The sequence below is a fragment of the Schaalia dentiphila ATCC 17982 genome (genome assembly GCF_000154225.1).
Classification (GTDB): domain Bacteria; phylum Actinomycetota; class Actinomycetes; order Actinomycetales; family Actinomycetaceae; genus Pauljensenia; species Pauljensenia dentiphila.
In genome coordinates, this window is sequence record NZ_DS264586.1 from 2,026,747 (window position 1) to 2,052,799 (window position 26,053).

Annotated in this window: 20 protein-coding genes, 3 tRNA genes and 1 pseudogene; 5 read left to right on the forward strand and 19 right to left on the reverse strand. The window is 66.9% G+C overall.

The window, feature by feature from the left end; all coding sequences use genetic code 11:
* The first annotated feature begins 32 nt into the window (after positions 1-32).
* On the forward strand, positions 33-680 hold the full coding sequence (locus ACTODO_RS08665) for an AMIN-like domain-containing (lipo)protein (protein WP_244262547.1): 648 nt from the start codon (positions 33-35) through the stop codon (positions 678-680).
* Here the strand turns inward: ACTODO_RS08665 and ACTODO_RS08670 are convergent.
* The 5 genes from ACTODO_RS08670 to leuC form a co-directional block, all read right to left on the reverse strand.
* Positions 677-1,450, reverse strand: coding sequence for a lysophospholipid acyltransferase family protein (locus tag ACTODO_RS08670; RefSeq protein WP_003793019.1), 774 nt, complete (start codon positions 1,448-1,450; stop codon positions 677-679). The two genes, ACTODO_RS08665 and ACTODO_RS08670, sit on opposite strands and share 4 nt — an antisense overlap.
* Positions 1,451-1,500: 50 nt before the next feature.
* On the reverse strand, positions 1,501-2,445 hold the full coding sequence (locus tag ACTODO_RS08675) for a diacylglycerol/lipid kinase family protein (protein WP_003793020.1): 945 nt from the start codon (positions 2,443-2,445) through the stop codon (positions 1,501-1,503).
* A gap of 4 nt (positions 2,446-2,449) precedes the next feature.
* Positions 2,450-3,775 (reverse strand): UDP-N-acetylglucosamine 1-carboxyvinyltransferase, encoded by a 1,326-nt coding sequence (gene murA, locus ACTODO_RS08680; RefSeq protein WP_003793021.1) that lies wholly within the window; start codon positions 3,773-3,775, stop codon positions 2,450-2,452.
* Between the two features lie 68 nt (positions 3,776-3,843).
* Positions 3,844-4,476, reverse strand: a complete 633-nt coding sequence (gene leuD, locus ACTODO_RS08685; protein WP_003793022.1) for a 3-isopropylmalate dehydratase small subunit — start codon at positions 4,474-4,476, stop codon at positions 3,844-3,846.
* Between the two features lie 75 nt (positions 4,477-4,551).
* Positions 4,552-5,952 carry a 3-isopropylmalate dehydratase large subunit gene (gene leuC, locus ACTODO_RS08690; protein WP_003793023.1) on the reverse strand — a complete coding sequence of 467 codons (1,401 nt, stop codon included), beginning with the start codon at positions 5,950-5,952 and terminating at the stop codon, positions 4,552-4,554.
* Positions 5,953-6,123: 171 nt separating this feature from the next.
* Between leuC and ACTODO_RS08695 the strand changes: the two genes are divergently transcribed.
* The gene (locus ACTODO_RS08695) at positions 6,124-6,861 is read left to right on the forward strand and encodes an IclR family transcriptional regulator (protein WP_003793025.1); all 738 of its coding nucleotides are present in this window, start codon (positions 6,124-6,126) and stop codon (positions 6,859-6,861) included.
* Positions 6,862-6,939: 78 nt separating this feature from the next.
* Here the strand turns inward: ACTODO_RS08695 and pulA are convergent, their stop codons facing one another.
* The 5 genes from pulA to gltX all read right to left on the reverse strand — a co-directional run bounded on the left by pulA (position 6,940) and on the right by gltX (position 13,149).
* The gene (pulA, locus tag ACTODO_RS08700; protein WP_003793026.1) at positions 6,940-11,058 is read right to left on the reverse strand and encodes a pullulanase-type alpha-1,6-glucosidase; all 4,119 of its coding nucleotides are present in this window, start codon (positions 11,056-11,058) and stop codon (positions 6,940-6,942) included.
* A gap of 120 nt (positions 11,059-11,178) precedes the next feature.
* Positions 11,179-11,254: transfer RNA gene (locus ACTODO_RS08705), tRNA-Glu, on the reverse strand.
* 20 nt (positions 11,255-11,274) lie between these two features.
* Positions 11,275-11,347, reverse strand: a tRNA-Glu gene (locus ACTODO_RS08710).
* A 27-nt stretch (positions 11,348-11,374) separates the two neighbouring features.
* Positions 11,375-11,446: transfer RNA gene (locus ACTODO_RS08715), tRNA-Gln, on the reverse strand.
* Positions 11,447-11,643: 197 nt separating this feature from the next.
* Positions 11,644-13,149 (reverse strand): glutamate--tRNA ligase, encoded by a 1,506-nt coding sequence (gene gltX / locus ACTODO_RS08720; RefSeq protein WP_034512397.1) that lies wholly within the window; start codon positions 13,147-13,149, stop codon positions 11,644-11,646.
* 144 nt (positions 13,150-13,293) lie between these two features.
* On the opposite strand from gltX, the gene ACTODO_RS08725 reads away from it, so the two are divergent.
* Complete coding sequence (locus ACTODO_RS08725) at positions 13,294-14,466, forward strand: MalY/PatB family protein (RefSeq protein ID WP_003793028.1); 1,173 nt, start codon at positions 13,294-13,296, stop codon at positions 14,464-14,466.
* Between the two features lie 83 nt (positions 14,467-14,549).
* On the opposite strand, the gene ACTODO_RS08730 is transcribed toward ACTODO_RS08725, so the two are convergent.
* The 4 genes from ACTODO_RS08730 to ACTODO_RS08745 all read right to left on the reverse strand — a co-directional run bounded on the left by ACTODO_RS08730 (position 14,550) and on the right by ACTODO_RS08745 (position 19,261).
* Positions 14,550-15,347 (reverse strand): purine-nucleoside phosphorylase, encoded by a 798-nt coding sequence (locus tag ACTODO_RS08730; protein WP_003793029.1) that lies wholly within the window; start codon positions 15,345-15,347, stop codon positions 14,550-14,552.
* Positions 15,344-16,789, reverse strand: a complete 1,446-nt coding sequence (locus ACTODO_RS08735; RefSeq protein WP_003793030.1) for a purine-cytosine permease family protein — start codon at positions 16,787-16,789, stop codon at positions 15,344-15,346. The genes ACTODO_RS08730 and ACTODO_RS08735 overlap by 4 nt, the downstream gene beginning before the upstream one ends.
* A gap of 103 nt (positions 16,790-16,892) precedes the next feature.
* Positions 16,893-17,660: a fumarylacetoacetate hydrolase family protein gene (locus ACTODO_RS08740; RefSeq protein ID WP_003793031.1), complete on the reverse strand. Its 768-nt coding sequence runs from the start codon at positions 17,658-17,660 to the stop codon at positions 16,893-16,895.
* A 116-nt stretch (positions 17,661-17,776) separates the two neighbouring features.
* Entirely contained in the window at positions 17,777-19,261 is a 1,485-nt protein-coding gene (locus ACTODO_RS08745; protein WP_003793032.1) for an alanine/glycine:cation symporter family protein, read from the reverse strand.
* Between the two features lie 254 nt (positions 19,262-19,515).
* On the opposite strand from ACTODO_RS08745, the gene ACTODO_RS08750 reads away from it, so the two are divergent.
* Positions 19,516-22,266: a DEAD/DEAH box helicase gene (locus ACTODO_RS08750; protein ID WP_003793034.1), complete on the forward strand. Its 2,751-nt coding sequence runs from the start codon at positions 19,516-19,518 to the stop codon at positions 22,264-22,266.
* A gap of 4 nt (positions 22,267-22,270) precedes the next feature.
* Here ACTODO_RS08750 and ACTODO_RS08755 read toward each other — a convergent pair.
* The 5 genes and pseudogenes from ACTODO_RS08755 to ACTODO_RS08775 form a co-directional block, all read right to left on the reverse strand.
* Positions 22,271-22,705, reverse strand: a pseudogene (locus tag ACTODO_RS08755) (bleomycin resistance protein); the annotation flags it as partial.
* A 66-nt stretch (positions 22,706-22,771) separates the two neighbouring features.
* Complete coding sequence (locus ACTODO_RS08760) at positions 22,772-23,335, reverse strand: NAD(P)H-dependent oxidoreductase (RefSeq protein ID WP_003793036.1); 564 nt, start codon at positions 23,333-23,335, stop codon at positions 22,772-22,774.
* Between the two features lie 144 nt (positions 23,336-23,479).
* Positions 23,480-24,187 (reverse strand): Pr6Pr family membrane protein, encoded by a 708-nt coding sequence (locus ACTODO_RS08765; RefSeq protein ID WP_034512401.1) that lies wholly within the window; start codon positions 24,185-24,187, stop codon positions 23,480-23,482.
* 127 nt (positions 24,188-24,314) lie between these two features.
* Entirely contained in the window at positions 24,315-24,827 is a 513-nt protein-coding gene (ybaK, locus tag ACTODO_RS08770; RefSeq protein WP_003793038.1) for a Cys-tRNA(Pro) deacylase, read from the reverse strand.
* 19 nt (positions 24,828-24,846) lie between these two features.
* Positions 24,847-25,236 carry a YccF domain-containing protein gene (locus tag ACTODO_RS08775; RefSeq protein WP_003793039.1) on the reverse strand — a complete coding sequence of 130 codons (390 nt, stop codon included), beginning with the start codon at positions 25,234-25,236 and terminating at the stop codon, positions 24,847-24,849.
* Between the two features lie 115 nt (positions 25,237-25,351).
* Here ACTODO_RS08775 and ACTODO_RS08780 point away from each other — a divergent pair, with 115 nt between their 5' ends.
* On the forward strand, positions 25,352-26,050 hold the full coding sequence (locus ACTODO_RS08780; RefSeq protein WP_003793040.1) for a YggS family pyridoxal phosphate-dependent enzyme: 699 nt from the start codon (positions 25,352-25,354) through the stop codon (positions 26,048-26,050).
* The last annotated feature ends 3 nt before the right edge of the window (positions 26,051-26,053 follow it).

Below are 26,053 nucleotides of genomic sequence, written 5' to 3' on the forward strand. Positions count from 1 at the left end.
ATTGAAACAACCGACCCGCACCAGGAGGAACTGTGTCTCACCGTCGCGCCCTCGCCGCGAGCGCGGCCACCTGTCTGCTCCTGTTGGGTGCGTGCGCGCCCGGAGCCCCAACGGACGCGCCTCAGTCAGCCGAGACCTCGCCGAGCGCCTCTCACTCCCCCACGGCGTCTGCAACCGCGAGCGCGACGCCGGAGACCACGCCGACGTCCGAGCCAGGTCTGGACGCAACCAAGCCGATCAACGCCGATAACTGGATGTCGAGCGTGGAAGGGTTGCCTCCGGTGCGCTCGGATGACCCGGCGAAGGCTTTGGCGCTGACGGGGATACGCGCGGCGAGGCACGAGGGTTTCGCGCGGGTCGTGCTGGAGTTTTCGGGCGAGGGCACGCCGGGGGTGTGGCGTGCGGCGTGGACGGAGGAGGCCGTGGAGCAGGGCCGAGGCCTGCCCATCCAGGTCGAGGGCGAGGCTGTCTTGGATCTGGTCATTGACGGCACGCCGATGACGGCGAGCGAAAGCTCTTACCCGAGTGGCACGCACACGCGCGCTGGCGACCTGGACGTCGTCTCGGACGGAACTTTCGAGGACAACACGCACGTCGTCATCGGGGCGCCGACCGCGCGCCAATTCCAGATCGGATTCTTATCCGACCCGGTGCGCATGGTCATCGATATCCGCGATTAGCCCTTCTTGCGGGCCTTCTTCGCTTTCTTGGCCTTCTTCGCGAGCTGTTCTTCCCACCAGGGGCCGGCCTGCGTGGCGGGGTCCCACACCTGCTCGGGGACGGGCAGTCCACGCAGCTTGCCCACGCCCGCGCGAACGGCGTCGCTAATGCGCTTGGTCGCCTCATTGACGGCCTCGTGATCCTCCGAGCCTGCGGGGCTCATGAGGTCTGACAGGTCGACGGGCTCGCCGAAGTGGTAGGCGATGAGTCGGCCCGGGCGCATGTCGATGCCCTTGGCGTTGTAGGGGGCCATGATGTCCTGCGGTCCCCACTGCGAGACGGGAATGACGGGCACACCCGTGTCAAGGGCCAGGCGGGCGGCACCCGACTTGAATTCCATCGGCCACTGGTCGGGGTCACGCGTGAGAGTGCCCTCCGGGAAGATGCCGACGACCTCGCCGGCTTTCAGCGCCTCGCGGGTGGGTGCCAGGACGGCCGAGGGGTTGGAGTCGCGGTTGACTGGGATCAGCCCCATGCCCTTGATGATCCAGCCGAACACCGGCACGGAGAACATCGACTTCTTCGCCAGGAAGCGCACGGCGGTGTCGCGCTTCATGAAGTACCAGCACAGGCACAGCGGGTCCACGTTGGACAGGTGGTTGGGCACCAGGAGGAAACCGCCCTCGGTGGGGAGGTTCTCTTCACCCGTCACGGTGAACTTGATCCAGGGCGTCATGATGGGCGTCAGGACGCCCTTGGCGAAGGTGTAAAAGCCGGAGACAGCACTCATGGCTTCATTCTACGGGGACCGCTCACCCATTGCGCTGGCCCACACGGACCTCACACCAGGACGGACACAACCCCGGGGGCGACATCGACGGTGAAGGGGATCGAGGCGATGCGGTCACCGTCCGCCATGGCGATCATACCTGCGGGGGCGGCGAAGGAGACGACGCGGGCGCTTTCCACCTCGATAGCCGGGTGTGCCTTCGCGCGGCCGGCGACGACGCGGGCGAGCACGGGCAGGGCGCGAGACAGCGACAGGGGGCCGACGTGGCACACCTCAAGGACGCCGTCGCTCATGTCCGAGGATTCCACCAGGGTGATGCCGCCGCCGAAACGTCCGGAGTTGGACGCCGACGCGATCCAGCCGCTCATGTTGCGCTCGACCCCGTCCACGGTCGCCACAATCTCGGTGGGTTCGTGCGAGGCCAGGGCCGCGAAGGCCCCGTACCCGTAGGCCAGCGGACCCGAGGTGAAAGAGGATTCGTTCGCGAGAATATTCGCTCGCGCGTCCAGGCCGATCGAGACGATGCCGAGAGCGAGGCGCACGCCGTCGCGCGAGCGCACCCACATGCCGTCCAGGGGACGTATCCGGGAGGCCAGCCAGTCCGAGGAGTCGGCCCCGGCCTCGTTGGAAGAAAAACCCAGCGGAGCGAGGGAACGTGCGCGCACCAGCGGGTCCGTGCCGATCCTCAGCGCGCGACACAGGTCGTTGCCGCGACCGCCCGGCATGGGAACGAAGATCGCGTCGGACTCATGGCAGCCGCGCGCCACCGCGCCCAGGTACCCGTCACCGCCCAGAGCCGCGACAAAGGAGCCAGAGGCAACCTCGCCGGCGATCGCCGCAGGGTCGTCGCCGGGCGTCGTCAGGCGAACCGCGACCTCCCAGCCGCCGCCGCGCAGGATGCGCACGATGCGCGGCCCCAGGCGCACGCTGCGCCCGCCCGCCGACATCGACGAGACGAGCAGCAAAATGCTACGGCGCGCACCCGATGCGGCCATGATCTCAGGCGTCCAGGTAACGCACGCGCGCGTCCAGCCGGTGGAGCTTGCGCGTGAAGTGCTCGTAGCCGCGCGAAATGACGTCAATACCCGACACGGTGGACGTGCCCGACGCGGCCAGGGCCGCGATCAGGTGGGAGAAGCCGCCGCGCAGGTCCGGAACCTCGATATCCGCGCTGTGCAGCGGGGTCGGGCCCGAGATGACGGCCGAGTGGTAGTAGTTCTTCTGGCCAAAGCGGCAGGGCGTCCCACCCAGGCATTCGCGGTAGACCTGGATGTTCGCGCCCATTTTGCGCAGCGCCTCGGTGAAGCCGAAACGGTTCTCGTACACGGTCTCGTGCACGATCGACAGGCCCTCAGCCTGGGTGAGGGCCACGACGAGGGGCTGCTGCCAGTCCGTCATGAAGCCCGGGTGCACGGCAGTCTCCAAGGCGATCGAGTGCAGCGGCTCGCCCGGGTGGTAGAAGCGGATGCCGTCAGCGTCGATGTCGAAGGCGCCGCCCACCTTGCGGAAGGTGTTGAGGAACGTCGTCATATCGGGCTGGTGAGCGCCGCGCACGTAGATGTCGCCGTGGGTGGCCAGGGCGGCCGCGCCCCACGAGGCGGCCTCGATGCGGTCCGGCAGAGCCGTGTGGCGGTAGCCGTTCAGCTTGGCGACGCCCTCAATGCGGATCGTACGATCCGTGTCCACCGAGATGATCGCGCCCATCTTCTGCAGGACGTTAATGAGGTCGAGGATCTCCGGCTCGATGGCCGCGCCCTTCAGGGTCGTGATGCCCTCGTTGCGCACGGCCGTGAGCAGCGTCTGCTCGGTCGCGCCCACGGACGGGAAAGGCAGCTCGATGATCGCGCCGCGCAGGCCGGAGGAGGGACGCTTGATGTGCACGCCGTCGGGCTGCTTGTCGACGATCGCGCCGAACTTTCGCAGCGTCTCCAGGTGGAAGTCGATGGGACGGCCACCGATCGCGCAGCCGCCCAGCTCGGGAATGAAAGCCTCGCCCAGCTGGTGCAGCAGCGGGCCACAGAACAGGATCGGAATTCGCGAGGCACCCGCGAGGGTATCGATGTCAGAGCGCGAGGCAATCTTGACGTTCGAGGGATCCATGCGCAGCGTGCCGCGATCCTGATCGAAGTCAATCTGGACGCCGTGCAGACTCAGCAGGTCCGAGACAACGTCGGTGTCACGGATGAGCGGCACGTTGTAGAGCTCAGAGGGGGTGTCGGCGAGCAGCGACGCAACCATCGCCTTGGGGACGAAGTTTTTCGCGCCGCGCACCGTGATTTCACCGCGCAGCGGATGGCCGCCCTCAACCTGAAGAATCGATGACATGAGTGCTCCTCACTATGACGTCACTGGCCCCTACTCTAGCTAGGTAGGGGCCAGTATGCGCAGTGCTTTCAGTCGCGAGCGGACACAACTTCTTCCTTGGGCAAGAATTTCGCGGGCAGCGTGCGCGGCTTGAAGGAGGGGCGCGCGGCCTCGTAAGCCGCGATCTCGTCCTCGTGGCGCAGGGTCAGGGCAATGTCGTCCAGGCCCTCCATGAGGGTCCAGCGCACGTAGTCGTCGATCTGGAAGGTGCCCGAGATCGCACCGGCTCGCCAGGTCTTGTCCTCCAGGGAAACGGTCACCTCGGTGCCGGGCTCAGCCTCGAGGAGCTTCCACAGGGACTCGCAGTCCTCCTGGGAGATGATGCCGGTAACCAGGCCCTGCTTGCCAGAGTTTCCGCGGAAAATGTCAGCGAATTTGGGGGCCAGGACGACGCGGAAGCCGTAGTCCTTGAGCGCCCACACGGCGTGCTCACGCGAGGAGCCGGTGCCGAAGTCGAGACCCGCGATCAGGACGGAGCCGTTCTTGTAGGCGTCCTGGTTGAGGACGAACTCCGGGTCGTTGCGCCAGGCGGCGAAGAGTGCGTCCTCGAAGCCCGTGCGGGTCACGCGCTTGAGGTAGACGGCGGGGATGATCTGGTCGGTGTCGACGTTGGAGCGGCGCAGCGGGACGCCGATGCCAGTGTGGGTGATGAACTTTTCCATGGGTGGTTGAGTCTTTTCTTCCGTGGGGGACGAGGCCGGGGCCCTCCCCCGCTGTCGGGTGGCGGAGGGCGGGCCTCAGAGGTCGGCCGGGGAGGAGAGGGTGCCGCGCACGGCCGTGGCGGCCGCGACGAGCGGGGACACCAGGTGCGTGCGGCTGCCCTTGCCCTGGCGGCCTTCGAAGTTGCGGTTGGAGGTGGAGGCCGAACGGTCTCCCGCGTTCATCGTGTCGGGGTTCATGCCCAGGCACATGGAGCAACCGGCGTTGCGCCATTCGGCGCCGAACTCGGTGAAGATCTTGTCGAGGCCCTCGGCCTCGGCCTGGAGGCGCACGCGTGCGGAGCCGGGCACGACCATGACGCGCACGCCCTCGGCCTTGCGGCGGCCCTTGAAGATGCCGGCGGCGGCGCGCAGGTCTTCGATGCGGCCGTTAGTGCAGCTGCCGATGAACACGGTGTTCACGGTGATGTCGCGCATCGGGGTGCCGGCCTTGAGGTCCATGTACTCCAGGGCGCGCTCGGCGGCCGCGCGGGCAGTTTCATCGGTGAAGTCCTCGGGGGCGGGGACGGTTCCCGACAGCGGCACGCCCTGGCCGGGATTGGTGCCCCAGGTGACGAAGGGCTCGATGTCGGCGGCCTCGAGGATGACCTCGGCATCGAAGACGGCGTCCTCGTCGGAGGCGAGGGAGGACCAGTATTCGACGGCGCGGTCCCAGTCCTCGCCCTCGGGGGCGTGGGGGCGGCCCTTGATGTAGTCGAAGGTCGTCTGATCGGGGGCAATCATACCGGCGCGGGCGCCCGCCTCGATCGACATGTTGCAGATGGTCATGCGGCCCTCCATGGAGAGCTCGCGGATTGCCTGGCCACGGTACTCCAGGACGTAGCCCTGGCCGCCGCCGGTGCCGATCTTGGCGATGACGGCGAGGATGATGTCCTTGGCCGTCGACCCCTCGGGCAGGGAGCCGTTGACCGTGATCGCCATGGTCTTGAAGGGGGCCATCGGCAGCGTCTGGGTGGCGAGCACGTGCTCGACCTGGCTGGTGCCGATACCGAAGGCCAGCGCGCCGAACGCGCCGTGCGTCGAGGTATGGGAGTCGCCGCACACGATAGTCATGCCGGGCTGGGTGAGGCCCAGCTGAGGGCCGACGACGTGAACGATGCCCTGGTCGGCATCACCGAGGGAATGCAGGCGAATGCCGAACTCCTCGGCATTCTTGCGCAGGGTGTCGATCTGGGTGCGGCTCGTGATGTCCGCGATCGGCTGGTCGATGTTGACCGTGGGGGTGTTGTGGTCCTCGGTGGCGATCGTCAGATCGGGGCGACGCACCTGGCGTCCGGCGAGGCGCAGGCCCTCGAATGCCTGGGGGCTCGTCACTTCGTGCACGAGGTGGAGGTCGATGTAGAGCAGGTCGGGGGCGCCGTTCTCCCCCTTGGACACGATGTGGTCTCGCCACACCTTTTCTGCCATGGTTCCGCTCATTGTTCCTCCTCTGGTCTCCACTTTGGAGACACGGTGTCATTCATACTTCGCAATCAATGGAACCGCCTCATCGGCCGCGCGACCCGCTGATCTCACGTCTCGGACGCTGCTTTGACCTGTTTCACTATCCGACAATTTGCCATCTCAAAAGCTGAGATATTAAATAGTTGTATGGAAGAGCAAACATCCAGTGGCGTTGGCGTTCTCGATAAGGCTGCGTTGGTTCTCAGCGCTCTCGAGGCGGGACCCGCCACCCTCGCCCAACTCGTTTCCAGCACGGGGCTTGCTCGCCCCACCGCCCATCGACTGGCCGTCGCTCTCGAATATCACCGCATGGTCGCCCGCGACATGCAGGGACGTTTTATCCTCGGCCCCCGCCTCCAGGAACTCTCCTCCGCCGCCGGCGAAGACCGCCTCCTCCAGGCCTCCATGCCGGTCCTTCAGGCTCTGCGCGACCACACGAAGGAATCCTCCCAGCTCTTCCGCCGCCAGGGAGACTACCGCGTGTGCGTGGCCGCCTCCGAACGCGAAATGGGTCTGCGCGACTCGATCCCCGTGGGCGCCACGCTCTCCATGAGCGCCGGCTCCGCCGCCCAGGTCCTGCTGGCCTGGGAGGAGCCCGACCGCCTGCACCGCGGCCTGTACGGCGCCTCCTTCAACGCCACCATGCTCTCCGAGGTGCGCCGCCGTGGCTGGGCCCAGTCCGTGGGCGAGCGCGAACCCGGCGTCGCCTCCGTGTCCGCCCCCGTGCGCGGCCCCTCCGGCCGCGTCCTGGCCGCCCTGTCCATCTCCGGCCCCATCGAGCGCATGGGTCGCCAGCCCGGACGCCAGCACGGCCCCTCCGTCATGGCGGCGGCCAACAGGCTCACGGAATTCCTCTCCACCGTCGAGGACGCCGCGGACCTGTAAGCCGCAACCACGCAGCAGACAAACGGGTGGGCCGGGACGAATCAATCGTCCCGGCCCACCCGTTTGCGTAGCGATCCGCTAGGCGACCCAGCGGCCCGACCCATCAAAGGTGTAGGCGGTGCCGTCGATGACGACGCGTCCGGTCGCCATGGCTCCCGACGGGTGGCAGAAGTACCAGCTACCGCCGTCCTTCACCCATCCGATCGCCATCTGGCCGGATTCCGTCAGGTAGTACCAGGTACCGCCCACGTTCGCCCAGCCGGTGACCATCGAGCCATTACCGTTCAGGTAGAACCAGCCACCGCCCACGTTCACCCAGCCGGTGGCCATCGCACCGCTGCTGCGCAGGTAGTACCAGGTGTCGCCGTCCTTGAGCCATCCGGTGGCCATGGCACCGGTGTCGGGATCCAGGTAGTACCAGGTGCCATCCACTGCGGTCCAGCCGGTCGCCATCGCTCCGGACGGAGCGTAGTAGCGCCACGCGCCATCCTCGACCTGCCAACCGGTCTTCATCCAACCGTTCGCATCGAAGGAGTAGGTGACGCCTCCGCGCACAACGCGCTCGTTTGCGGGGTAGCTCCCGTCCGGGTAGCGCAGCCACCAGCGGCCATCACCCGAGGCGACCCACTGCGCGGCAGCCGGATCCGGGGTGACGGTGGGATCGATGCGATCTCCCGCGGCCTGCGTGAAGACGGCAACCGTGCGAGCGGGAACCGTGACGGAGCCCGTCTTCGCATCGAAGGACGCGCCCTTGACGGTCTCGTCCGAGCCGTTCGCCTGTGCCTCGTGCAGCTTGAAGACGCGACCCGACAGGCCTTCGACCGCGGTGGTCACGGACTCGCCGCTCGCGTTGAAGACGACGAGAGCGCCATCGAGCTTCGCGTCGATATCACTCCCAGCCCCGGCCTCGTCGTTGATGAGCATGAGGATCGTGCCGTCCACGGCGCCCTCACCCGAGTTCGGGAAGGTCACCTTGGAACGGATCAGATCCGCGCTGCCCAGCGTGAACAGGCGCGAGGAGGAACGCACGCGCAGGAAGTCCATCGCAACCTCCGAGGAGGCGTCGATCTGCTCCGGGGTCGGCTTCAGATCCGGGTTCTCCAGCAGCGGGCGCATGTGGTCCCAGGCAGCGCCATTCTTGGACTTCACGGGCAGGCCATGGCCGAAACCGTTGTCGCGCATGGACCAGTCGATCGCGTTGAAGTGATCGCCGGAGTTGTAGGAGTCGCGGTCCAGGGACTTCGAACGCAGCATCTCCGTGCCCGAGGCCCAGAAGGAAGGCGACTGCGATAGGGCCACGGAGGCCTGGCTGATCAGCGACATGCGCACGCGGTGATCCATCGGAGCATCCGCCGGCATCTTGTAGGTAACCAGGTCGAAGAGCGTCTCGTTGTCGTGGGCGTCCACGTAGTTGACGTTTTCCGCTGGCTGGGAGGCGAACCCGGCGCCCTGGCCGTTGTAGTCCAGCTGCGCGCCCGACACGGTCTTACCGTCGTAGGTGGTGAGCGTGTAGTCCTTCAGGTTGCCCGCCAGGCCCAGCTTCACCAGGTCCACGCGGTGCAGATAGTCGGCGCGGCGATCCGCCTCGGAGCGGGTATCGAGACCGTTGAGGTCCGAGAAGGCGCCCGAGCCGAAGCCCTGCAGGACGCGGTGATCCTCATCGAAGGGGCCGCCACCGTGCACGGCGTCGCGCAGGCGGTCGTTGAACGCACCAATGCCGGTGCCATCCAACTGTCCCTGCGTGGCCTGGGTGAACAGCGCGTTGTTCGCGACCTCACCGAAGTTCCAGCCCTCGCCGTAGATGTACAGGCGCGAGCCGTCCACGCCGTCCTTCTCCAGGGTGAGGGATGCCAGGGCGGCCTTCGCGCGCTTCATCTCCTCGGCCGGGTGGTGGCCCATCAGGTCAAAGCGGAAACCGTCGACGTGGTAGTACTTCGCCCAGTGGATCATCGAGTCGATCATCAGGTGCTCGCTCATCGCGTTTTCGGTCGCCACGTTGGAGCAGCACGTCGAGGTCTCGACACCGCCGGTGGCGTTCAGGCGCTGGTAGTAGCCGGGTACAACGCGGTCGAGCACGGAGTATGCGGACTGGCCGGCTGCGGGCGTGTGGTTGTAGACCTGGTCGAGGACGACCTGCATGCCGATCGAGTGCAGACCACCCACCATGGAGCGGAACTCGCGCACGCGCGAGCCGCCGTTCTGGTGGGACGAGGTCGCGTAGGAGCCCTCGGGGGCCATCCAGTGCAGCGGGTCGTAGCCCCAGTTGTAGGCATCCTGGTCGGCAACGGCCGTGACCGCAGCCTGCTGTTCCTCGGACGCCGGGCCGGCGCCCTCGGGGATCGCAGGCGTCTTCTGGTCCGCGCGTTTCTCGGGAATGGTCGCGATGTCGAAGGTGGGCAGCAGGTGCACCGTGTTCATGCCGGCGCGCGACAGCTCGGCGAGGTGGCGCATGCCGTTGGACTCGAACTGCGTGAACGCCATGTAGGTGCCGCGCATGTCCTCGGGAACCGAGGCGTCCGCGGCGGAGAAGTCACGCACGTGCAGCTCGTAGATAGAGCGCTGGGCGTCGTCCTCGATGGCCGGAGCCTTCGAGTCCGTCCACACCGACGGGGCAATCGACGGGTTGTCCATGTTGACGGCGACGGAGCGCGTGGAGTCCACGGTCAGGGCCACCGAGTAGGGGTCGGTCACGAGGTTCGTCTCGACCTTGCCCGTCTCGGGCACGTAGACGCTGACCTCCCACAGGTACTGGGCGCCCTCGTGGATCTCGCCGGCGGCGTTGTCCACGCTCCAGCGCCCGTCCTCACCGCGCACGGCGGCGGTGCGCATGCCATCACCCGGCACGTCGGCGTCGGAGCCGCGCGGGGTCGAGGTGTTCCACGACAGCAGGGTCACGTTCTTAGCGGTGGGAGCCCACAGCGCAAACGTCGGATTACCTGCCTGGTTCCAGCCCACGCCGTACGAGGCCTGGGCGGCCTTGGCCGCGTAGAGGGAGTCGAGGACGGGAGCGATCTGCACGCCGGTGAAAGCGTTGACGCTCTCCCCCGACTTCTGAGCAACCGCGATCTGGCCGGTGAGGGCCTCGCGTGCCCCGGCCTCGTCGAGGGAGGCCTTCAGAGCGATGTATCCGTTGAGGTTCGGGTGAGCCGTCGTCACCTCGGAGGGCAGGTCACCCGCGACGGTCAGGGCGCTCGTCGTGGCGCCGGTAACGGCCCCATCCGACAGGCCCGCGCCGCCCTCGGGGGCGGTCACCAGCTCGTAGGTCAGAGCCGCGGAACCGTCAAGGACCTGCGCGCGGGACACGCCCTCGGGCAGCAGCGAGGTCGGCCACGCGAGGATATTCGAGGTCACCCAGTAGGCGCGCTGCTCACCCGAGCCCGCGACAGGCGCGTCGGAGGCCGCAATGTCGAGCTTGTGCGTCGCGGAATCGTAGGTGAAGGTCACGAGCTTGTTCGCTTTCGTCGCAAACTGGTAGTTGGCGCCACCGGCGGCGCCATCTTGACCGTAATTCTCGTTCCAGGATCCACCGATGGCAACCTTGACCTCATAGGAGCCCTCGGGCAGTGCCGTCGTCGCGTACACGTAGGTACCGTCCCCCAGAGGCTCCATGAGCGGCGCGAGGCATTCGGGCTTCCAGTTATCCGAGCAGCCCAGTGCCTTTTGAACGGATCCGGGCAGGGTCACCATCTGGGCGGTGGCGGTGTTCCACACGCGGTGCGTCGCACGGTTGTAGAAGAAGGTGACGGGCGTTGTTTCGGTCAGGGTGTAGGAGATGTTCGCTCCCCCCGCAGCGCCCCCGGCGCCAAAGGACGTGTCCCACGAGCCGCCCTCGGCCACCTTATACTGGTAGTCACCGGCCGGAAGCGTGAACGTCGCGCTATACACACCCGTCGCATCGCGTGTCAGGGCCGCTTTGTCGCAGCCGGGCGCCCAGTCGGCGTCGCATCCCATCGCCTTGTTATGGTTACCGGGGATTGTCACCAGCACGTCATCGGCGGCTCCGGCGGCCGCCGTCTCGGCAGTGTTCACATCGCCTGCCTGGTTTGACGTCTCCGTTCCAGGTTCGGCCCACGCAGCTGGGAGCACACCCCCCATCAACGCGATAGCTGCGCCAACGCTGAGCGTTCGGCGCAGGAATGTCCTATTGAGTCGGTATGTCACGACAGACTCCCTCGTCCAAAAGCGGTCCCCTCCCATGGGGCTGCTCCTAGGTTAGACACACTGCAACGTTTCGGAAAGTTTTCTGCAAAGCACAAGAGAAAACGCGGACCGAGTGGTTAATAAAAAACCTCGCCACCGCGAAGGTGACGAGGCTATTGGTACCCCCAACCGGATTTGAACCGGTGTTAACGCCGTGAGAGGGCGTCGTCCTAGGCCGCTAGACGATGGGGGCCTTGATTCAATTTGAATCCGTACCCCCAACCGGATTTGAACCGGTGTTAACGCCGTGAGAGGGCGTCGTCCTAGGCCGCTAGACGATGGGGGCCTTGACTGAAACTTACGCTTCAGATCGCTGGGGTACCAGGACTCGAACCTAGAATGGCTGAACCAGAATCAGCTGTGTTGCCAATTACACCATACCCCATTGGGTATCACCTGCTTCGCTTTCACGTCGCTGGCGACAGGAGATAACTGTAGCGGACCGAGGCCCTCATGCCAAATCGAAGCCCAGTGGTCCCGATCACCAACCCTCCGCTCCCCCACAACGGGACACCTCCAGGCACGACGAAGCCCCGACCTCGTCCTCAGACAGGGCGACGAGGCCGGGGCTGGTCTCAGCGATCAGGCCAGGGAGGCGCGCAGGGCACGCAGGCGGGTCAGCGAAGAATCGCGCCCCAGGATCTCCATGGACTCGAACAGCGGCGGTGAGACCTGACGACCGGTCACGGCGACGCGCAGCGGGCCGAAGGCCAGGCGGGGCTTGACGCCCATCTCGTCGACGATGCGCGCACGCAGCGACTCCTCGAGGGCCGCAGTCGTGAACTCGGTCAGACCCTCGACGGTCTCGATGGCGGCGTCCAGCACGTCCACGGCGTTGTCCTTGAGCTTGGAGACGGCCTTCTCGTCCATCTCCAGGGCGTCGTCGGCGACGAAGAGGAAGGCGAGCATGCCCGTGGCCTCGCCGAGCAGCTGGATGCGCGTTTGGATGAGCGGCGCGGCCTCGGTGAGGATCTCGCGCTCGCGATCGGTCAGCGCCTCGAAAGAGTCGGCCGAAACAACCTCGTCGCGGTGCAGGAAGGGCACCAGACGGTTGCGGAAGTCCTCGCCGTCCAGCAGACGGATCTGCTCGGCGTTGATGGCGATGGCCTTCTTCTGGTCGAAGCGCGCCGGGTTCGGGTTCACGTCCGAGATATCGAAGGCCTGGGCCATCTCCTCCATGGAGAAGATGTCGCGGTCCGCGGCGATCGACCAGCCCAGGAGAGCCAGGTAGTTGTTGAGGCCCTCGGGGATCATACCGGCGGCCTTGTGCAGCAGCAGGTTCGACTCGGGGTCACGCTTGGACAGCTTCTTGTTGCCCTCGCCCATGACGTAGGGCAGGTGGCCGAAGCGCGGCATGAACTTGGCGACGCCAATGGCCTCGAGCGCGCGGTACAGCACGATCTGGCGGGGCGTCGAAGAAAGCAGGTCCTCACCGCGCAGCACGTGGGTGATCTCCATGAGCGCGTCGTCGATCGGGTTCACCAGCGTGTAGAGCGGGTGGCCGTTGGCGCGCACGATGACGTAGTCCGGCACCGAGCCGGCCTTGAAGGTGATCTCGCCGCGGATCAGGTCCGTGAACGTGATGTCCTCGTCGGGCATGCGCAGGCGCAGGACGGGCTGGCGACCCTCGGCGCGGAAGGCGGCGATCTGCTCCTCCGTCAGGTTGCGGTCAAAGCCGTCGTAGCCGAGCTTGGGGTCCTCGCCCTTGGCGCGGTGACGCTCCTCGATCTCCTCGGGGGTCGAGTAGGACTCGTAGGCGTAGCCGGCCTCGAGCAGGCGGGCGGCCACGTCACGGTAGATGTCCATGCGCTCGCTCTGGCGGTAGGGGCCGTGCGGGCCTCCCTTACCGACGCCCTCGTCCCAGTCGAGGCCCAGCCACTGCAGGGACTCGATGATCTGGTCGAAGGACTCCTGGGAGTCGCGGGCGGCATCCGTGTCTTCGATGCGGAAGACGAAGGTTCCTCCCGTGTGGCGGGCGTAGGCCCAGTTGAACAGGCACGTACGGACCATGCCGACGTGAGGGGTTCCTGTGGGCGAGGGGCAGAAGCGGACGCGAACGTCGGCACCGGTGGCAGTTGTTTCACTCATGATTCCTCCATCCTACTCCAGCGGTAGCTGTTGCATTTGCTTGATGGGTGGGCGCGCTGCGACGCGCGCCGGGGGTGCGGATAGGCTGGTTGCATCACCGAGATCGGCCCGCGCCGCTTCCACCGACTCATCCAGGAGGACACCGTGTCCGTTCGTCTCTTTTCCGACTCCCACCTCTACCGCACCGGCTCCCTGAAGTGGACGGGAATCACGACCGCGAGCGGTGAGCCGACGATCGGCGCGTGGGTGGCGGAAATGGACTTTGGGACGGCCCCAGAGGTCGCCGACGCGATGAAGGGGGCGATCGACGACGGCCTGCTCGGCTACCAGCCGACCTGGCTGGAGCCGCGCATCGCGGGCGTGACCGCGGAGTTCCAGAAGCGTTGCTTCGGCTGGGACGTGGATGCTTCCCACGTGCGCCTCGTGGCCTCGGTCCTGCCCGCGCTTGAGGCGACTATCCAGCACCTGGTGCGCCCGGGCGCGCCGATCATCGTGCCCACGCCCGCCTACATGCCGTTCCTGACGATCCCGGGCAAGTTCGACCACCCCGTCATCGAGGTTCCCTCACTGCGTGGCACGCGCGCCGGCGGGCGCGGCTGGGCGCTCGACCTGGAGGGGATCCGCGCGGGGCTCGAGGCCGGGGCTGGCCTCGTCATCCTGTGCAACCCGTGGAACCCGGTCGGCCGCGTCCTGCGCGAGGACGAGCTTCGCGCCCTGCATGACGTGGTCTCCGGCTACGACGCGCTCGTGTTCTCCGACGAGATCCACTCCTCCCTCGTGCTGGACGAGCAGATTCCCTTCGTCTCCTACGCGTCGCTCGGCCCCTCGTTCGCATCCCACACGGTGACGGCGACCGCCGCGTCGAAGGGCTGGAACATCGCAGGCCTGCCCTCCGCACAGGTGATCCTGCCCGACGAGGCGCTGCGCGAGCGCTGGGACGTGTTCGCCGCCGACGTGCGCCACGACGCCAACGTCATCGGCACGGTGGGCGCGATCGCAGCCTACGAGCGCGGCGATGCCTGGCAGCGCGAGGTCAAGGACCTGATCCGCTCCAACGTGGACCTCGTTGAGCGCGCTCTCGCAGATACACCGATCGACTTCGTACGCCCCGAGGGCACGTACCTGACTTGGTGGGGCTTCGAGGGAGTCGACCTGGGTCCCCTCTCCCCCGCCGCGACGCTGCGCGAGCGCGCCCGCATCGCCGCCAACGAGGGCCGCACCCTGGGAGCGGACTACGCCTCGTGGGCGCGCATCAACCTGGCGTGCGCCCCCGACGCGGCCTCGCGGATCGTGGAGAGGGTCCTCGCCCTGCTCTGATCTTCTCCTGCACGAGACGAGGCCGTGGCCGGCAACGGTGGACATCCACCTCCCGACTACGGCCTCGTATTGCGTCTGTGCGCTTAGGCTCCCAGTGCCGCCTCAATGCCTGCGACCACGGTCTGGCGGGCCGCGGAGGCCGCCTCAACGACGGCGGTCGGATCCGTCGGGCCATCGGCGAACGACAGGTCGGAGACAACCGACATGCCGGCGACGCGCACGCCCAGGGCATGCAGGGTGATGGCCTCCATGACGGTCGACATGCCCACACAGTCCACGCCCAGGCCCGAGAGGATGCGGGTCTCGGCCATCGTCTGGTACTCGGGGCCGCGCAGGATCGCGTAAGTACCCTCGCGCTGACAGACCCCGCGTAGCGCCTGCGTCATCTGGGCGTCCCACACGGCCGACACATCCAGGAAGAGCGGCCCATCGAAGGGCGAGGCGCCACTGAGGTTCACGTGGTCGGTGATCGCCATGACGTCGCCCAAGTTCCAGGGCTTCAGGCAGCCGTTCGCGTTCGTGAGGACCGCGCGGCTGATCCCCGCCGCAACCGCAGCTCGGGCAAGAGCCGCGACGGGGCGGACCCCCAGCCCCTCGTAGAGGTGCGTGCGGCCCGTGGCCACGAGGACCACTCCCCCGCACGCCTCGTAGGCGCGCAGCTCGCCACCATGCCCGTCCGCGACCGGCGCGACGACTCCGGGGATGTCACCCAGTGAAACGGTGGCCGCGGGGGCTCCCCAGGCCTCGTCGAGAGCCTCGGACAAGCCGGACCCGAGCGCGACGAGCGCGTCCGGGCGCCCCGCGAGAGAGGTGAGGATCCGGGCACCGGCCACGGCCTCGTCATCGAGGAGAGCCTGAGGAAAGCGCGGGTCGACGCTCACTGCTCGTCCTCATCCGCGCCCTCGGCGTAGGTACGCGAGGGAAGCTTCTCCTGCGCACGCACGCGGCCCACGCTGGTCACCCAGTAGCCGACGAAGCCAACGACCATCGCCAGGAGGATGCCGATGTTGGCGCCCGCCCAATCACCGTCGCGGCCACCCAGGGGACCGAGGAGGTAGCCCTGCCAGGACAGCCAGGAGGCGCTCGCGTTGACGACGAGGCCCCAGCCCACCAGCGAGCCGACGATCAGGGAGGCGACAGCACCCCAGTTCACCGAGCCGTAGCGACCCGAGGGAGTGAAGAGCGAGGGCTCGTCGTAGTCATTGCGACGCAGCGCGATGTCCGCCAGCATGACGCCACCCCACGCGGCGATGACGACACCGAGGGTTGTGAGGAACGCCGTGAAGGGTGTCAGGAAGGAGTCCGCGAAGAACACGACGACGATCGTGCCGACCGTCATGATCGTGCCGTCAATCGCAGTGGCGACCGGGCGCGAGACGGGCACGCCCGTGGCCAGCAGCGACAGGCCCGAGGAGTAGATGTCCATGACGATGCCACCGATGAGGCCCAGGATCGCGACCAGCGCGAAGGGAATGAGGAACCAGGTGGGCAGCAGCGTGGTGAGCGCGCCGATCGGGTCGCCGCCGATGGCCTCGGAGAGAGACTCGTCGGCCGAGCCAACCAGGAGGATACCGAAGAAGACGAGGATGACCGTGGGCAGCGCCGCACCCACCGTCGTCCAGCCGACAACGCCCTTCGTCGAGGCGGCGCGCGGCAGGTAGCGCGAGTAGTCGGCGGCCGCGTTAATCCAGCCGAAACCGAAGCCCACGAGGAGCATGCAGCCCGCGCCAAGCACCGCAGTCATGGGCGCCGAGGGGCGCGAGGAGAGGACCGCGAAGTCGATCGTCGGTGCGACCAGGACCAAGTAGACGATCGTCAGGGCCGCGGTAGCCCACGTGATCCACGTTTGGACCTTCATGATCGCCTCGAAACCGAGGATGCCCGAGCCCGCCGCCAGCACGACGACGAGGATCAGGGCGATAATCTGGGCGACGACGTGGTTTGTGAAGCCCAGCGCCCCCATCACCGTGGCCGTGGCCTGGACGGCCATGATCGCCAGGAAGGTCTCCCAGCCCACCGTCAGGATCCACGAGATCGCAGCCGAAATACGGTTGCCGTTGAAACCGAAGGCCGCGCGCGACAGGACCAGCGTCGGGGCGGAGCCGCGCTTACCGGCGATCGCGATGAGGCCGCAGACCAGGAAGGACAGGGCCACGCCGACGACGGACACAACGACCGCCTGGCCGAGGGAAAGCCCGAAGCCGAGGATCCACGAGCCCCACGAGATACCCAGGACCGAAATGTTCGCCGCGAACCACGGCATGAACAGGTCGGAGGGTTTTCCCTTGCGATCGGATTCGGGAATGACGTCCAGACCGGCCATTTCGACGGCCAGCGCGCCCGATGACTGGGGTTCGCTCACGGTGTGCTCCTATGCGACGGAGATATTGTCAGAACGATATGATCCTATCACACAGGTCACACAATTAGGCTCGGACGACAGGATTCGTCAGGCTTCCAATCCCCTCGATCTCGATCTCCACGCGATCACCTGCGTGAACGATCTCGGCGCCCGCGGGCGCACCCGTGGCGATCACGTCGCCGGGCAGCAGCGTCATCTGATGAGACAAGTAGGACACCAGCTCGAAGGGGTTCCAGATCATGTGCGCGGTCGAGGAGTCCTGAGCGATCTCACCGTTCAGGTACGAACGAATCGCCAGGTTGGTGACATCAAGGGCGGGGTCGACCGTGATCCACGGGCCCAGCGGGCACGCCGAGTCAAAAGACTTTCCGCGCGACCAGGGGCCGCCCGTCATCGCGTCGCGGGCAGTGGCGTCGTTAGCAATCGTGTAGCCGAGGATCATCTGCGGAGCGTCCTCAACGCTCACGTCCTTGGCGAGGGACTTGATGACGATCGCGAGCTCGCCCTCAAAGGCCACCGCGTTCGACCAGGCGGGGATCGCGATCGGGTCATCGGGGCCCACGACCGAGGTATTGGCCTTCAGGAAAATCGGCGGCTCGGGGCGCTCATCAGCCGGAATCGGGGTGTCGGAGTAGTTGTCACCGATACCCACGACCTTCGAGCGCGGAATCACCGGGGAGAGCAGGCGCACCTCGTCCAGCTCGTAGATCTGGCCGGAGGGTTCCACGGGCGAAAACAGCGGGTCACCCTTGAGCCCCACAATCCTCGTCGAGCCCTCCTCAAGGGCACCGTAGACCGGGTTCGTACCATCGGAAAAACGTGCGATTCTCATGCCGGTAGCCTAACGCAGCTCCGCGCGCGCCGCGCCGAGCAGCACCGACATACACGACGCCGGATACGCGAGGCACGAAACATGCCCGGCGCACCCGGCGAGGTGGTCGGCAGCTATTACTTCTTCTTCTGCTTGGGGCGCTTCCACACGCTGCCGGGAACGTCGCCGGGCAGCAGCGGGTTCTTCTCGCCCACGAAGACGGGCTCGGCGACGCCATCGCGACGCTGGGCCTCGTAGTCGCGCAGCGCGCCCAGCACCCAACGGGCCAGGAAGACCAGGGCCACCAGGTTCGTGATCGTCATGACCGCCATCGCGATGTCGACGGCGTTCCACACGACGTCCAGGGTCAGCAGGGCACCGATCGTCGCCGAGGCCACGCACACAACGCGCACGGTCCAGGTCGCCCAGCGGGCGTCACCGAAGACGAAGGACATATTCGTGTCGGAATAGACGTAGGCGGCGATGATCGAGGAGTAGGCCAGGACGAAGATCAGGATCGCCATAGGCACGATCGTCCAGGCGCCCAGCTCGTTGGCCACGGCCAGGGTCGTCAGGTTCGAGGGGTTCACGTCCGCGCCGCCCCACACCTTCTCGCCGGCGATGAGGATGACGAATGCGGTCGCCGTGCACACGACGATCGTGTCGATGAAGACGCCCAGAGATTGGATGAGGCCCTGGCGCACCGGGTGGGACACGGTCGCGGTCGCAGCAGCGTTGGGAGCGGTGCCCTGGCCGGCCTCGTTGGAGAAGAGGCCGCGCTTGGTGCCGTTAATCATCGCGGCAATGATGCCGCCGCCCAGGCCGCCGACTGTGGCATCCATGGAGAACGCGGAGGTGAAGATCTGGCCCAGAACGGTGCCGAACTGCGTGATACTCATGAGGCAGACGATGGCGACCATGATGACGTAGATGGTCGCCATGATCGGGGCCATCCACTCGGTGACACGGGCGACGGTGCGGATACCGCCGAAGATGACCATCGCGGAGAAGACGAAGATCAGGCCTGCGACCGTGAGCTGCGCAGCCGAGAAGCCGCCCGCGCCGGGCAGGGGCTGCTTGGCGGCCTCACCGAAGGCGCTCGTGAGCGTGCCCGCAATGGCGTTGGACTGCACGGAGGTGATGACGATACCGCAGGTGACGACGGTGATAACGGCGAAGACGTTGGCCAGGACGCGGTTCTTCATACCGCGCTTGATGTAGTAGGCCGGGCCGCCGCGGAAGGAGCCGTCAGAGTGCTTCACCTTGAAGATCTGGGCCAGTGTCGCCTCGAAGAACGCGGTCGCCATACCCACCAGGGCCACGACCCACATCCAGAAGATCGCACCCGGGCCACCGAACATGAGCGCCGCGGCCACGCCGAACACGTTTCCGATGCCCACGCGCGCGGCGAGCGAGATCGCGAACGCCTGGAAGGAGGAGATGCCACCGTCGGCGCCCTTGCGCGAGCCGAGGACCGTGCGCACCATCTCCGGGAAGAGGCGCAGCTGCACGCCGCGGGAGACGACCGTCAGGACGAGGCCCACCCCGATCAGGATGACAATCGTCAGGTGCATCGTGATCCAGTCAGCGATCTGCTGCTCGATCTGGGCAATGTGTTCCACAGGAGCCTCCCGGGGTGTCAAAAAACGAGGCCGGGGACGGGTCGCCGCGCCTCGCGCGCTTCGCGGGACGCACCCGCGCGTTGTAATGGGACCCGTTCATCTTGCCACAGGGCTCCGCGCCCGGCAGGCGACGTCTCGCGACGCGCACGCCCGCGCGTGAGTGCATGGGGCGCCCCCGGCCTCGTCGATGAAGTGCGGGGAGGGCCCGGCGGTGCGGGGACGCAGACGTGGGCGCACTCTGGGACAATGGGGCTATGAGCGCGACTTTGAACGAGATCCTGGACGACCTGGAGGACGAGGGCCGTCTGGGCCACGACGACGCCCTGTACGAGGCCTTCGTGTCCTGGGCCGAGGGCACCGGGCGCCCGCTCTACCCCCACCAGGAGGAGGCTCTGGTGGAGATCCTGGCGGGCAACCACGTGATCGCGGCGACCCCCACGGGGTCGGGTAAGTCGATGATCGCGCTCGCCGCGCACTTCACGTCGATGGCGCACGGTGGCCGCTCCTACTACACGGCGCCGCTCAAGGCCCTGGTGTCGGAGAAGTTCTTTGACCTCGTGTCCCTGTTCGGCGCGGACAACGTCGGCATGGTGACCGGCGACGTGTCTCTCAACGCCGACGCGCCCATCATCTGCTGTACCGCCGAGATCCTCGCGAATCAGTCGCTGCGCGAGGGGCCCACGCTGGACGCGGACATGATCGTCATGGACGAGTTCCACTTCTACGGGGACCGTCAGCGCGGCTGGGCGTGGCAGGTGCCGCTCCTGGAGCTGAGGACCCCGCAGGTGGTCGCGATGAGCGCGACGCTGGGCGACACGACGCGTTTCGAGCGCGCGTGGAAGGAACGCACCGGGCGCGACGTGTCCCTCATCGACGACGCGGAACGCCCCGTGCCCCTCGAGTTCGAGTACGTCGTGGACCGCCTGCCCGACACGGTCGAGCGGCTGCTGGGCGAGGGCCGCTGGCCCGTCTACATTGTGCACTTCTCCCAGCGCGACGCCGTTGCCACCGCGCAGTCTTTCGACCGTTCCTCGCTGATTTCTCCCGAGCAGAAGAAGGCGATCGCCGCGCAGCTGGCGGGCGTGTCGTTTACGAAGGGCTTCGGGCAGACCCTCAAGTCGCTGCTGGCTCAGGGCATTGGGGTGCATCACGCGGGCATGCTGCCGCGCTACCGTCGCCTCGTCGAGCGCCTCACGCAGGCGGGTCTGCTGCCGATCGTGTGCGGCACGGACACCCTGGGGGTCGGCATCAATGTGCCGATTCGCACGGTGCTGATGACGTCGCTCGTGAAGTACGACGGCCGACGCATGCGCCACGTGAGCGCGCGCGAGTTCCACCAGATCGCTGGCCGCGCCGGCCGCGCAGGCTTCGACACGGTCGGTTTCGTGCGCGTCCTGGCCCCCGAGCACGAGGTCGACGCCGCCCGTGAGCGCGCACGCCTGAACGCCGCGCAGGAGGCCGCACGCGACGCCCGCGAGGCCAAGCGCGCCGCCAAGAAGTCGGCGAAGAAGCGCAAGGGCCCCGGCGAGGGCGAGATCTCGTGGACGCGATCGACGTTCGAGCGCCTCGTCGATGCGGCTCCCGAGCAGCTCACGAGCCGTTTCGAGATGACGCACGCGATGGTCCTCAACGTGCTGGCCGGTGCGCCTGCGGCCGGGCGTGACCCGGGTGAGCACCTCGTGTGGCTGGCGCGCAACAACGATGATCCGCCCACGGATCGCAACCCGCACCTGCGCCGCCTGGGTGAGATCTACACGTCGATGAAGCAGGCGGGCGTCGTCGAGCACGTGTCCTCTGCCGAGGCCTCGGCGTCGGGTGAGCCTCGCCTGCGTGCGGCCACCGACCTGCCGGACGACTTCGCGCTCAACCAGCCTCTCTCCCCCTTCGCGCTGGCGGCGCTCGAGCTCTTGGACCCCGAGTCCCCGACCTTCGCCCTGGACGTCGTCTCGGTCATCGAGTCTGTCCTAGAGGATCCGCGCCCGCTCCTGTTCGCGCAGGAGAAGGCAGCGCGGGCCGAGGCGGTGGCCGCGATGAAGGCGCAGGGCATGGAATACGACGAGCGCATGGCCGCCCTGGAAGAGGTGACGTGGCCGCGCCCGCTGGCCGATCTACTGGGGGAAGCGTTCGCGGTGTACCTGCACGCGAACCCGTGGATCGAGGATCAGGAGATTTCCCCGAAGTCGGTCGTGCGCGAGATGATCGAGAACGCACTGACGTTCACGGGCATCGTGGGCCGCTACGACGTGGGACGCTCCGAGGGCATCGTGCTGCGCTACCTGACGGACGCGTACCGTGCGCTGCGCCAGATCGTACCGGACGAGCTGATGACGGACGAGCTCCGTTCGATCATTGCGTGGCTGTCGGCGCTGATCCGCGCGGTGGACTCCTCGCTGCTGGACGAGTGGGAGGCCATGTCCACGGGCCAGGCCCTCCCCGCGTCCGAAGGCGACGGCACCCAGGGCGCGGAGCTGGCGTTTGGCGCTCGGGAGGACGGGACGGTTCCATTCAGCGCGAATCGTCACGCGTTCCGCACGGCGATCCGCTCGGCCCTGTTCGAGCGCGTGGAGGCGATGAGCCGCGACAACGTCGAGGCCTTGGCGCGCCTGGACAAGGCCTCACGCACCCCGGTGGCCGCACCGTGGGGCGAGGACGAGTGGGACGCGGTGCTCGAGCGCTACTGGGCGGAGCACGAGTGGATCGGCATCGACCAGCGTGCGCGCGCCCTGTCGCTGTGCTCGCTAAACGAGGCCCCGACCCGCGAGGACGTGCTGGAGCTGGCCCCCGCTGTGGTTTCCTCTGATTTCGAGCGCGCCCAGGTGGCGCGCATTGAGGCGATCGCGGACGCAGTCGATCAGGCTGCGGCCGGCACGTTCTGGCTGGCTACGCAGACCCTGTTCGACTCGGAGGAGGACATGGACTGGCGTATCGTCGCCCTCGTGGACGTGGGAGCCTCGGACGAGGCGAACCGCGTCGTCTTGGCGACGGTCACGGTCGGGCCGCGGTAGGGGCCTACTCTCCGCCTTGGGTCTCTGGCGCTCGCCGCTCGCCGATCTCCTGCTGGAGACGCAGAAGGTAACCGTCGGGGTCCTGGACCAGGAACTGCCGAACGCCGATCTCGCGCTCGCCCGCCCGATACCACTGTTCTTCGGGTTCGACGAAGATCGGCCACTGCGCCTGCGTGAGGCGCCGCCACGCGGCGTCCAGATCTTCGACCTGAACCTCGAGGTTGATCCCACGACCAAGCGGTGGCTCAAGGGGGCCGGTCGCCCACGTCCTCCCGTGGTTGATCTGGTCGAGCATCAGGTGCGCGTTGCCCAAGACGAGGTATCCGAAGCCCTCCTCGGGCCGCTCGTATCGAAGGCAGAAGCCGACGAGGTCGCACCAAAAGCGGCGCGACGCCTCGTAGTTGGTGACGGCAAGTTCGGGAACAAAGCCCGGGTTCGCTGGTCATAGCCTCACTCTAGCGGCCACCGGGCGCGGGGGCGACTGGGCTGGCTGCCGCACAGCGGGTCAGCGGCGGGCGTAGCGTCGTACCTTCTCGACAAATTCGGCGCGGTATTCCGGGGTGTCCTGCGGATGATCGATCTTGCCAAGGATAAACGTGTCCGTCAGACGAATGCCGACAAAGCCCAGGATCATGTGCTTCCACCGCGTGACCGGACCACCGAAGAGACGATAGATGAGAGCGGATGCGCGGGAGGTGAGGATCAGCGCCGCGGTCTTGCCCGTCAGCTTCGCCTCGCTCTTGCCGTCGGCGAATCGGTATGCGAAGCGCGGGGTGAAAGTACGATCGATGAATCCCTTGAGGATCGCTGGTTCGGCCGACCACCAGATCGGGAAGCTGAAGACGAGGTGATCCGCCCACGCGATCAGCTCCTGGTAGCGTTCCGGGGCGCTTTCGTCCTCCATGTGCTTGCGGTACCCGTATCGCAGGTTCGGGTCGAAGTCTTCGGTAGCGAGGTCGATGGTGCGCACCTCGTGACCGGCTCTGCTTGCCTCTTCGGCGTAGGCGCTCGCCAGCTCCTGGGAGTAACTGGCTACGTCGGGGCTTCCTTGAATAACGAGGATCTTCATGATGACTCCTTCACTATCAGACACGCGGTCTAATTATACACTTTATGCCTGGACACATCGTTGATCCATCGTTACTGTCGACTATCCTCCGAGATGCTCATACGATTACAGAACCAGTATTTACAGGAGAATTCTGGCGTTCCTTTACGCGCCTTTGAAGCGTTTCGCACCAGTTCGACCGGTTTGTAGGATTATCCAGTCGATACCGGCAAAGATGGCCATGAAGAGCAGGGCGCCGATCAGGATCGCGACGATGTTGATCGTCACCTGCACGTAGCCAATGCGCCACACGTTGACGAAACCGTAGGGGTACTGGTGTGTGAAGGTGCCCCGAATCAGCGTGTACGCCACCCACGTGATCGGGATCAGCAGCGCGCGGCCCAGCGTCGCCCACGCAATGCCGCCGCGCGGACCCGCGAGCGCGGCCGTGCCCACGAAGGCGGCCGGGACGACGATGTGCTGCAGCGGGTTGGTGACGAGCGCGAAGCCGGAGAGGACCTCGTAGGGGCCAATCAGCGTCGCGTAGACGATCGCGGTCACGGTGATCATCATGAGCGCACACAGGTGCGTGGCCCTCCCCCACGCCCCGACGCGGCCTCGGCGCGCGAGGCGGGTCGAGATGATCGCAACCATGATGTTGGACAGCTCGGTGAAGTAGGACAGGCAATTGATGAGGCGCTCGGGCGCGCCCGCCCAGCCGTGGGCGACACCCGCGAAGAGGCCCTCCTCGACGTAGGTCGGCGCAGCGTATCCATCAAAGGCCGTGATAATAAGAGTGGCGGCGACGCCCGCCCAGGCGAGAGCGGCGACCACCCAGTAGGCGGCGCGCCCGCGACGGCTCAGTTCAGTCATAGTCATCGTGTCCGATGATGACACAAGGCGGGAACTACTTCAGCGGCTGTGAGGAGACGTCCCACGACCCGGTCGCTGGGTGCGCTCACGCCGCAGGACGCGACCAGGGGACACGTGTCTAGAGGAATCAGGACTGTGCGGCCAGGTCCGTGACCTCAGCATCCGTCAGCTCGACGAGGTCGAGGGGGCTCAGTTCGACGCTGAGGCCTCGGCGCCCGCCCGAGATGATCATGGTCTCGTGGTCCAGGCACGCCGAGTCGATGAACACACGGTGCGAGGTGGTCTGCCCGAGCGGGCTGATGCCGCCCACGACGTAGCCAGTGCGACGCTGTGCGACAGCAGGGTCGGCCATGGCGGCGCTCTTAGCGCCGACGGCCTTGGCGATCAGCTTCATGGACAGGTGAGCCCGGGCGGGCACACAACCGACGACGAACTCGCCGGTGGGCTCCAGGCGCACCATGAGGGTCTTGAAAGCCTGGGTGGGGTCGATGCCCAGCTTCTCGACGGTCTCCTCGCCAAATGAGCGGGCGGCCGGGTCGTGCTCGTACTCGTGAACGGTAAAAGCAACGCCGGCCGCCGTGAGCGCCTCGATGGCGCGGGTGGGGCCGCCGCCGTGGTCTTTGCTGTGTTTACGAGCCATGACCCCAGTGTAGGACGCGTCAGAGGATGGACGCGGTCGGGTCGTCGATGACGGCCTTGCCGAAGGGGAAGCAGGTGATCGGGATCATCTTGAGGTTGGCGATGGCCAGCGGGATGCCAACGATCGTGACGGCCTGCGCGGCGGCGGTAGTGATGTGGCCGATGGCGAGCCACAGGCCCGCGACCAGGAACCACACGATGTTCATGATGCCAGAGCCCGCTCCCACGCCCGGCTTGTCGATGACGCGTTTGCCAAACGGCCACAGCACGTAACCGGCGATGCGGAAGCAGGCAACGCCCGCGGGGATCGTGACGATGAAGATGCAGGAGAAGAGTCCCGCGAGGAGGTATCCCAGGAAGAGCGGGAGCCCTCCGAAGAGGAACCAGATGATGTTGAGCAGGGTACGCATGGCGTGTCCTTTCCTTGATCTGTAAACATTCTAGTCTGCCACAACGCGGCTCTCAGACTCCCCTGAGTGGCCCCTGATTCGCCCCTGAAAGTAACACCGCGCGTACCATGAGGGCATGAGCATTCCCGAGGCCATCGCCGCTGCCCGCGACCGCATCGACCGCGCGACGTCCGCGTGCGGCCGCACCGATTCGGTGCACCTGGAGCTGGCGGTCAAGACGCGCACGCCCAAGGAGTGCCGGGCCGCCGCCGCTGCCCTACGCGAGGCGGGCCTGCCGATCCTACTGGGCCATAACCGGGTTCAGGAGGCGCGCGCGACGGCGGAGGCGATCCGCGAGGTGCCCGGCGCGCGCATCCACCTGATTGGGCCTCTGCAGTCCAACAAGATCAACCAGGCGCTGGCCTGCGTGGACGCGATCGAGTCGCTGGACTCCCCCGCCCTGGCCTCAAAAATCGACGCACGCGCGACCGGTACGCTCCCGGTATTCGTCGAGGTGAACGTCTCGGGCGAGACCACGAAGCACGGCTGCGCCCCCTCCGACGTCGCAGCGCTGATCGACGCGGTCGAGGCCTCGGCCCACCTGCAGCTCGCGGGCTTCATGACGGTGGGCCTGAACTCCCCCGTCGAGGCCGACGTGCGCGCGGCCTACGCGCAGCTGCGCGGCATCAGGGACGAGGCCGCCGCGCGCCTGGGCATCAACGAGTCCGACCTGGCGCTGTCAATGGGCATGAGCCGCGACCTGGAGTGGGCCATAGCCGAGGGCGCGACGATCGTGCGCCTGGGAACTGCCGTTTTCGGGGCCCGCCGTGTCTGAGCG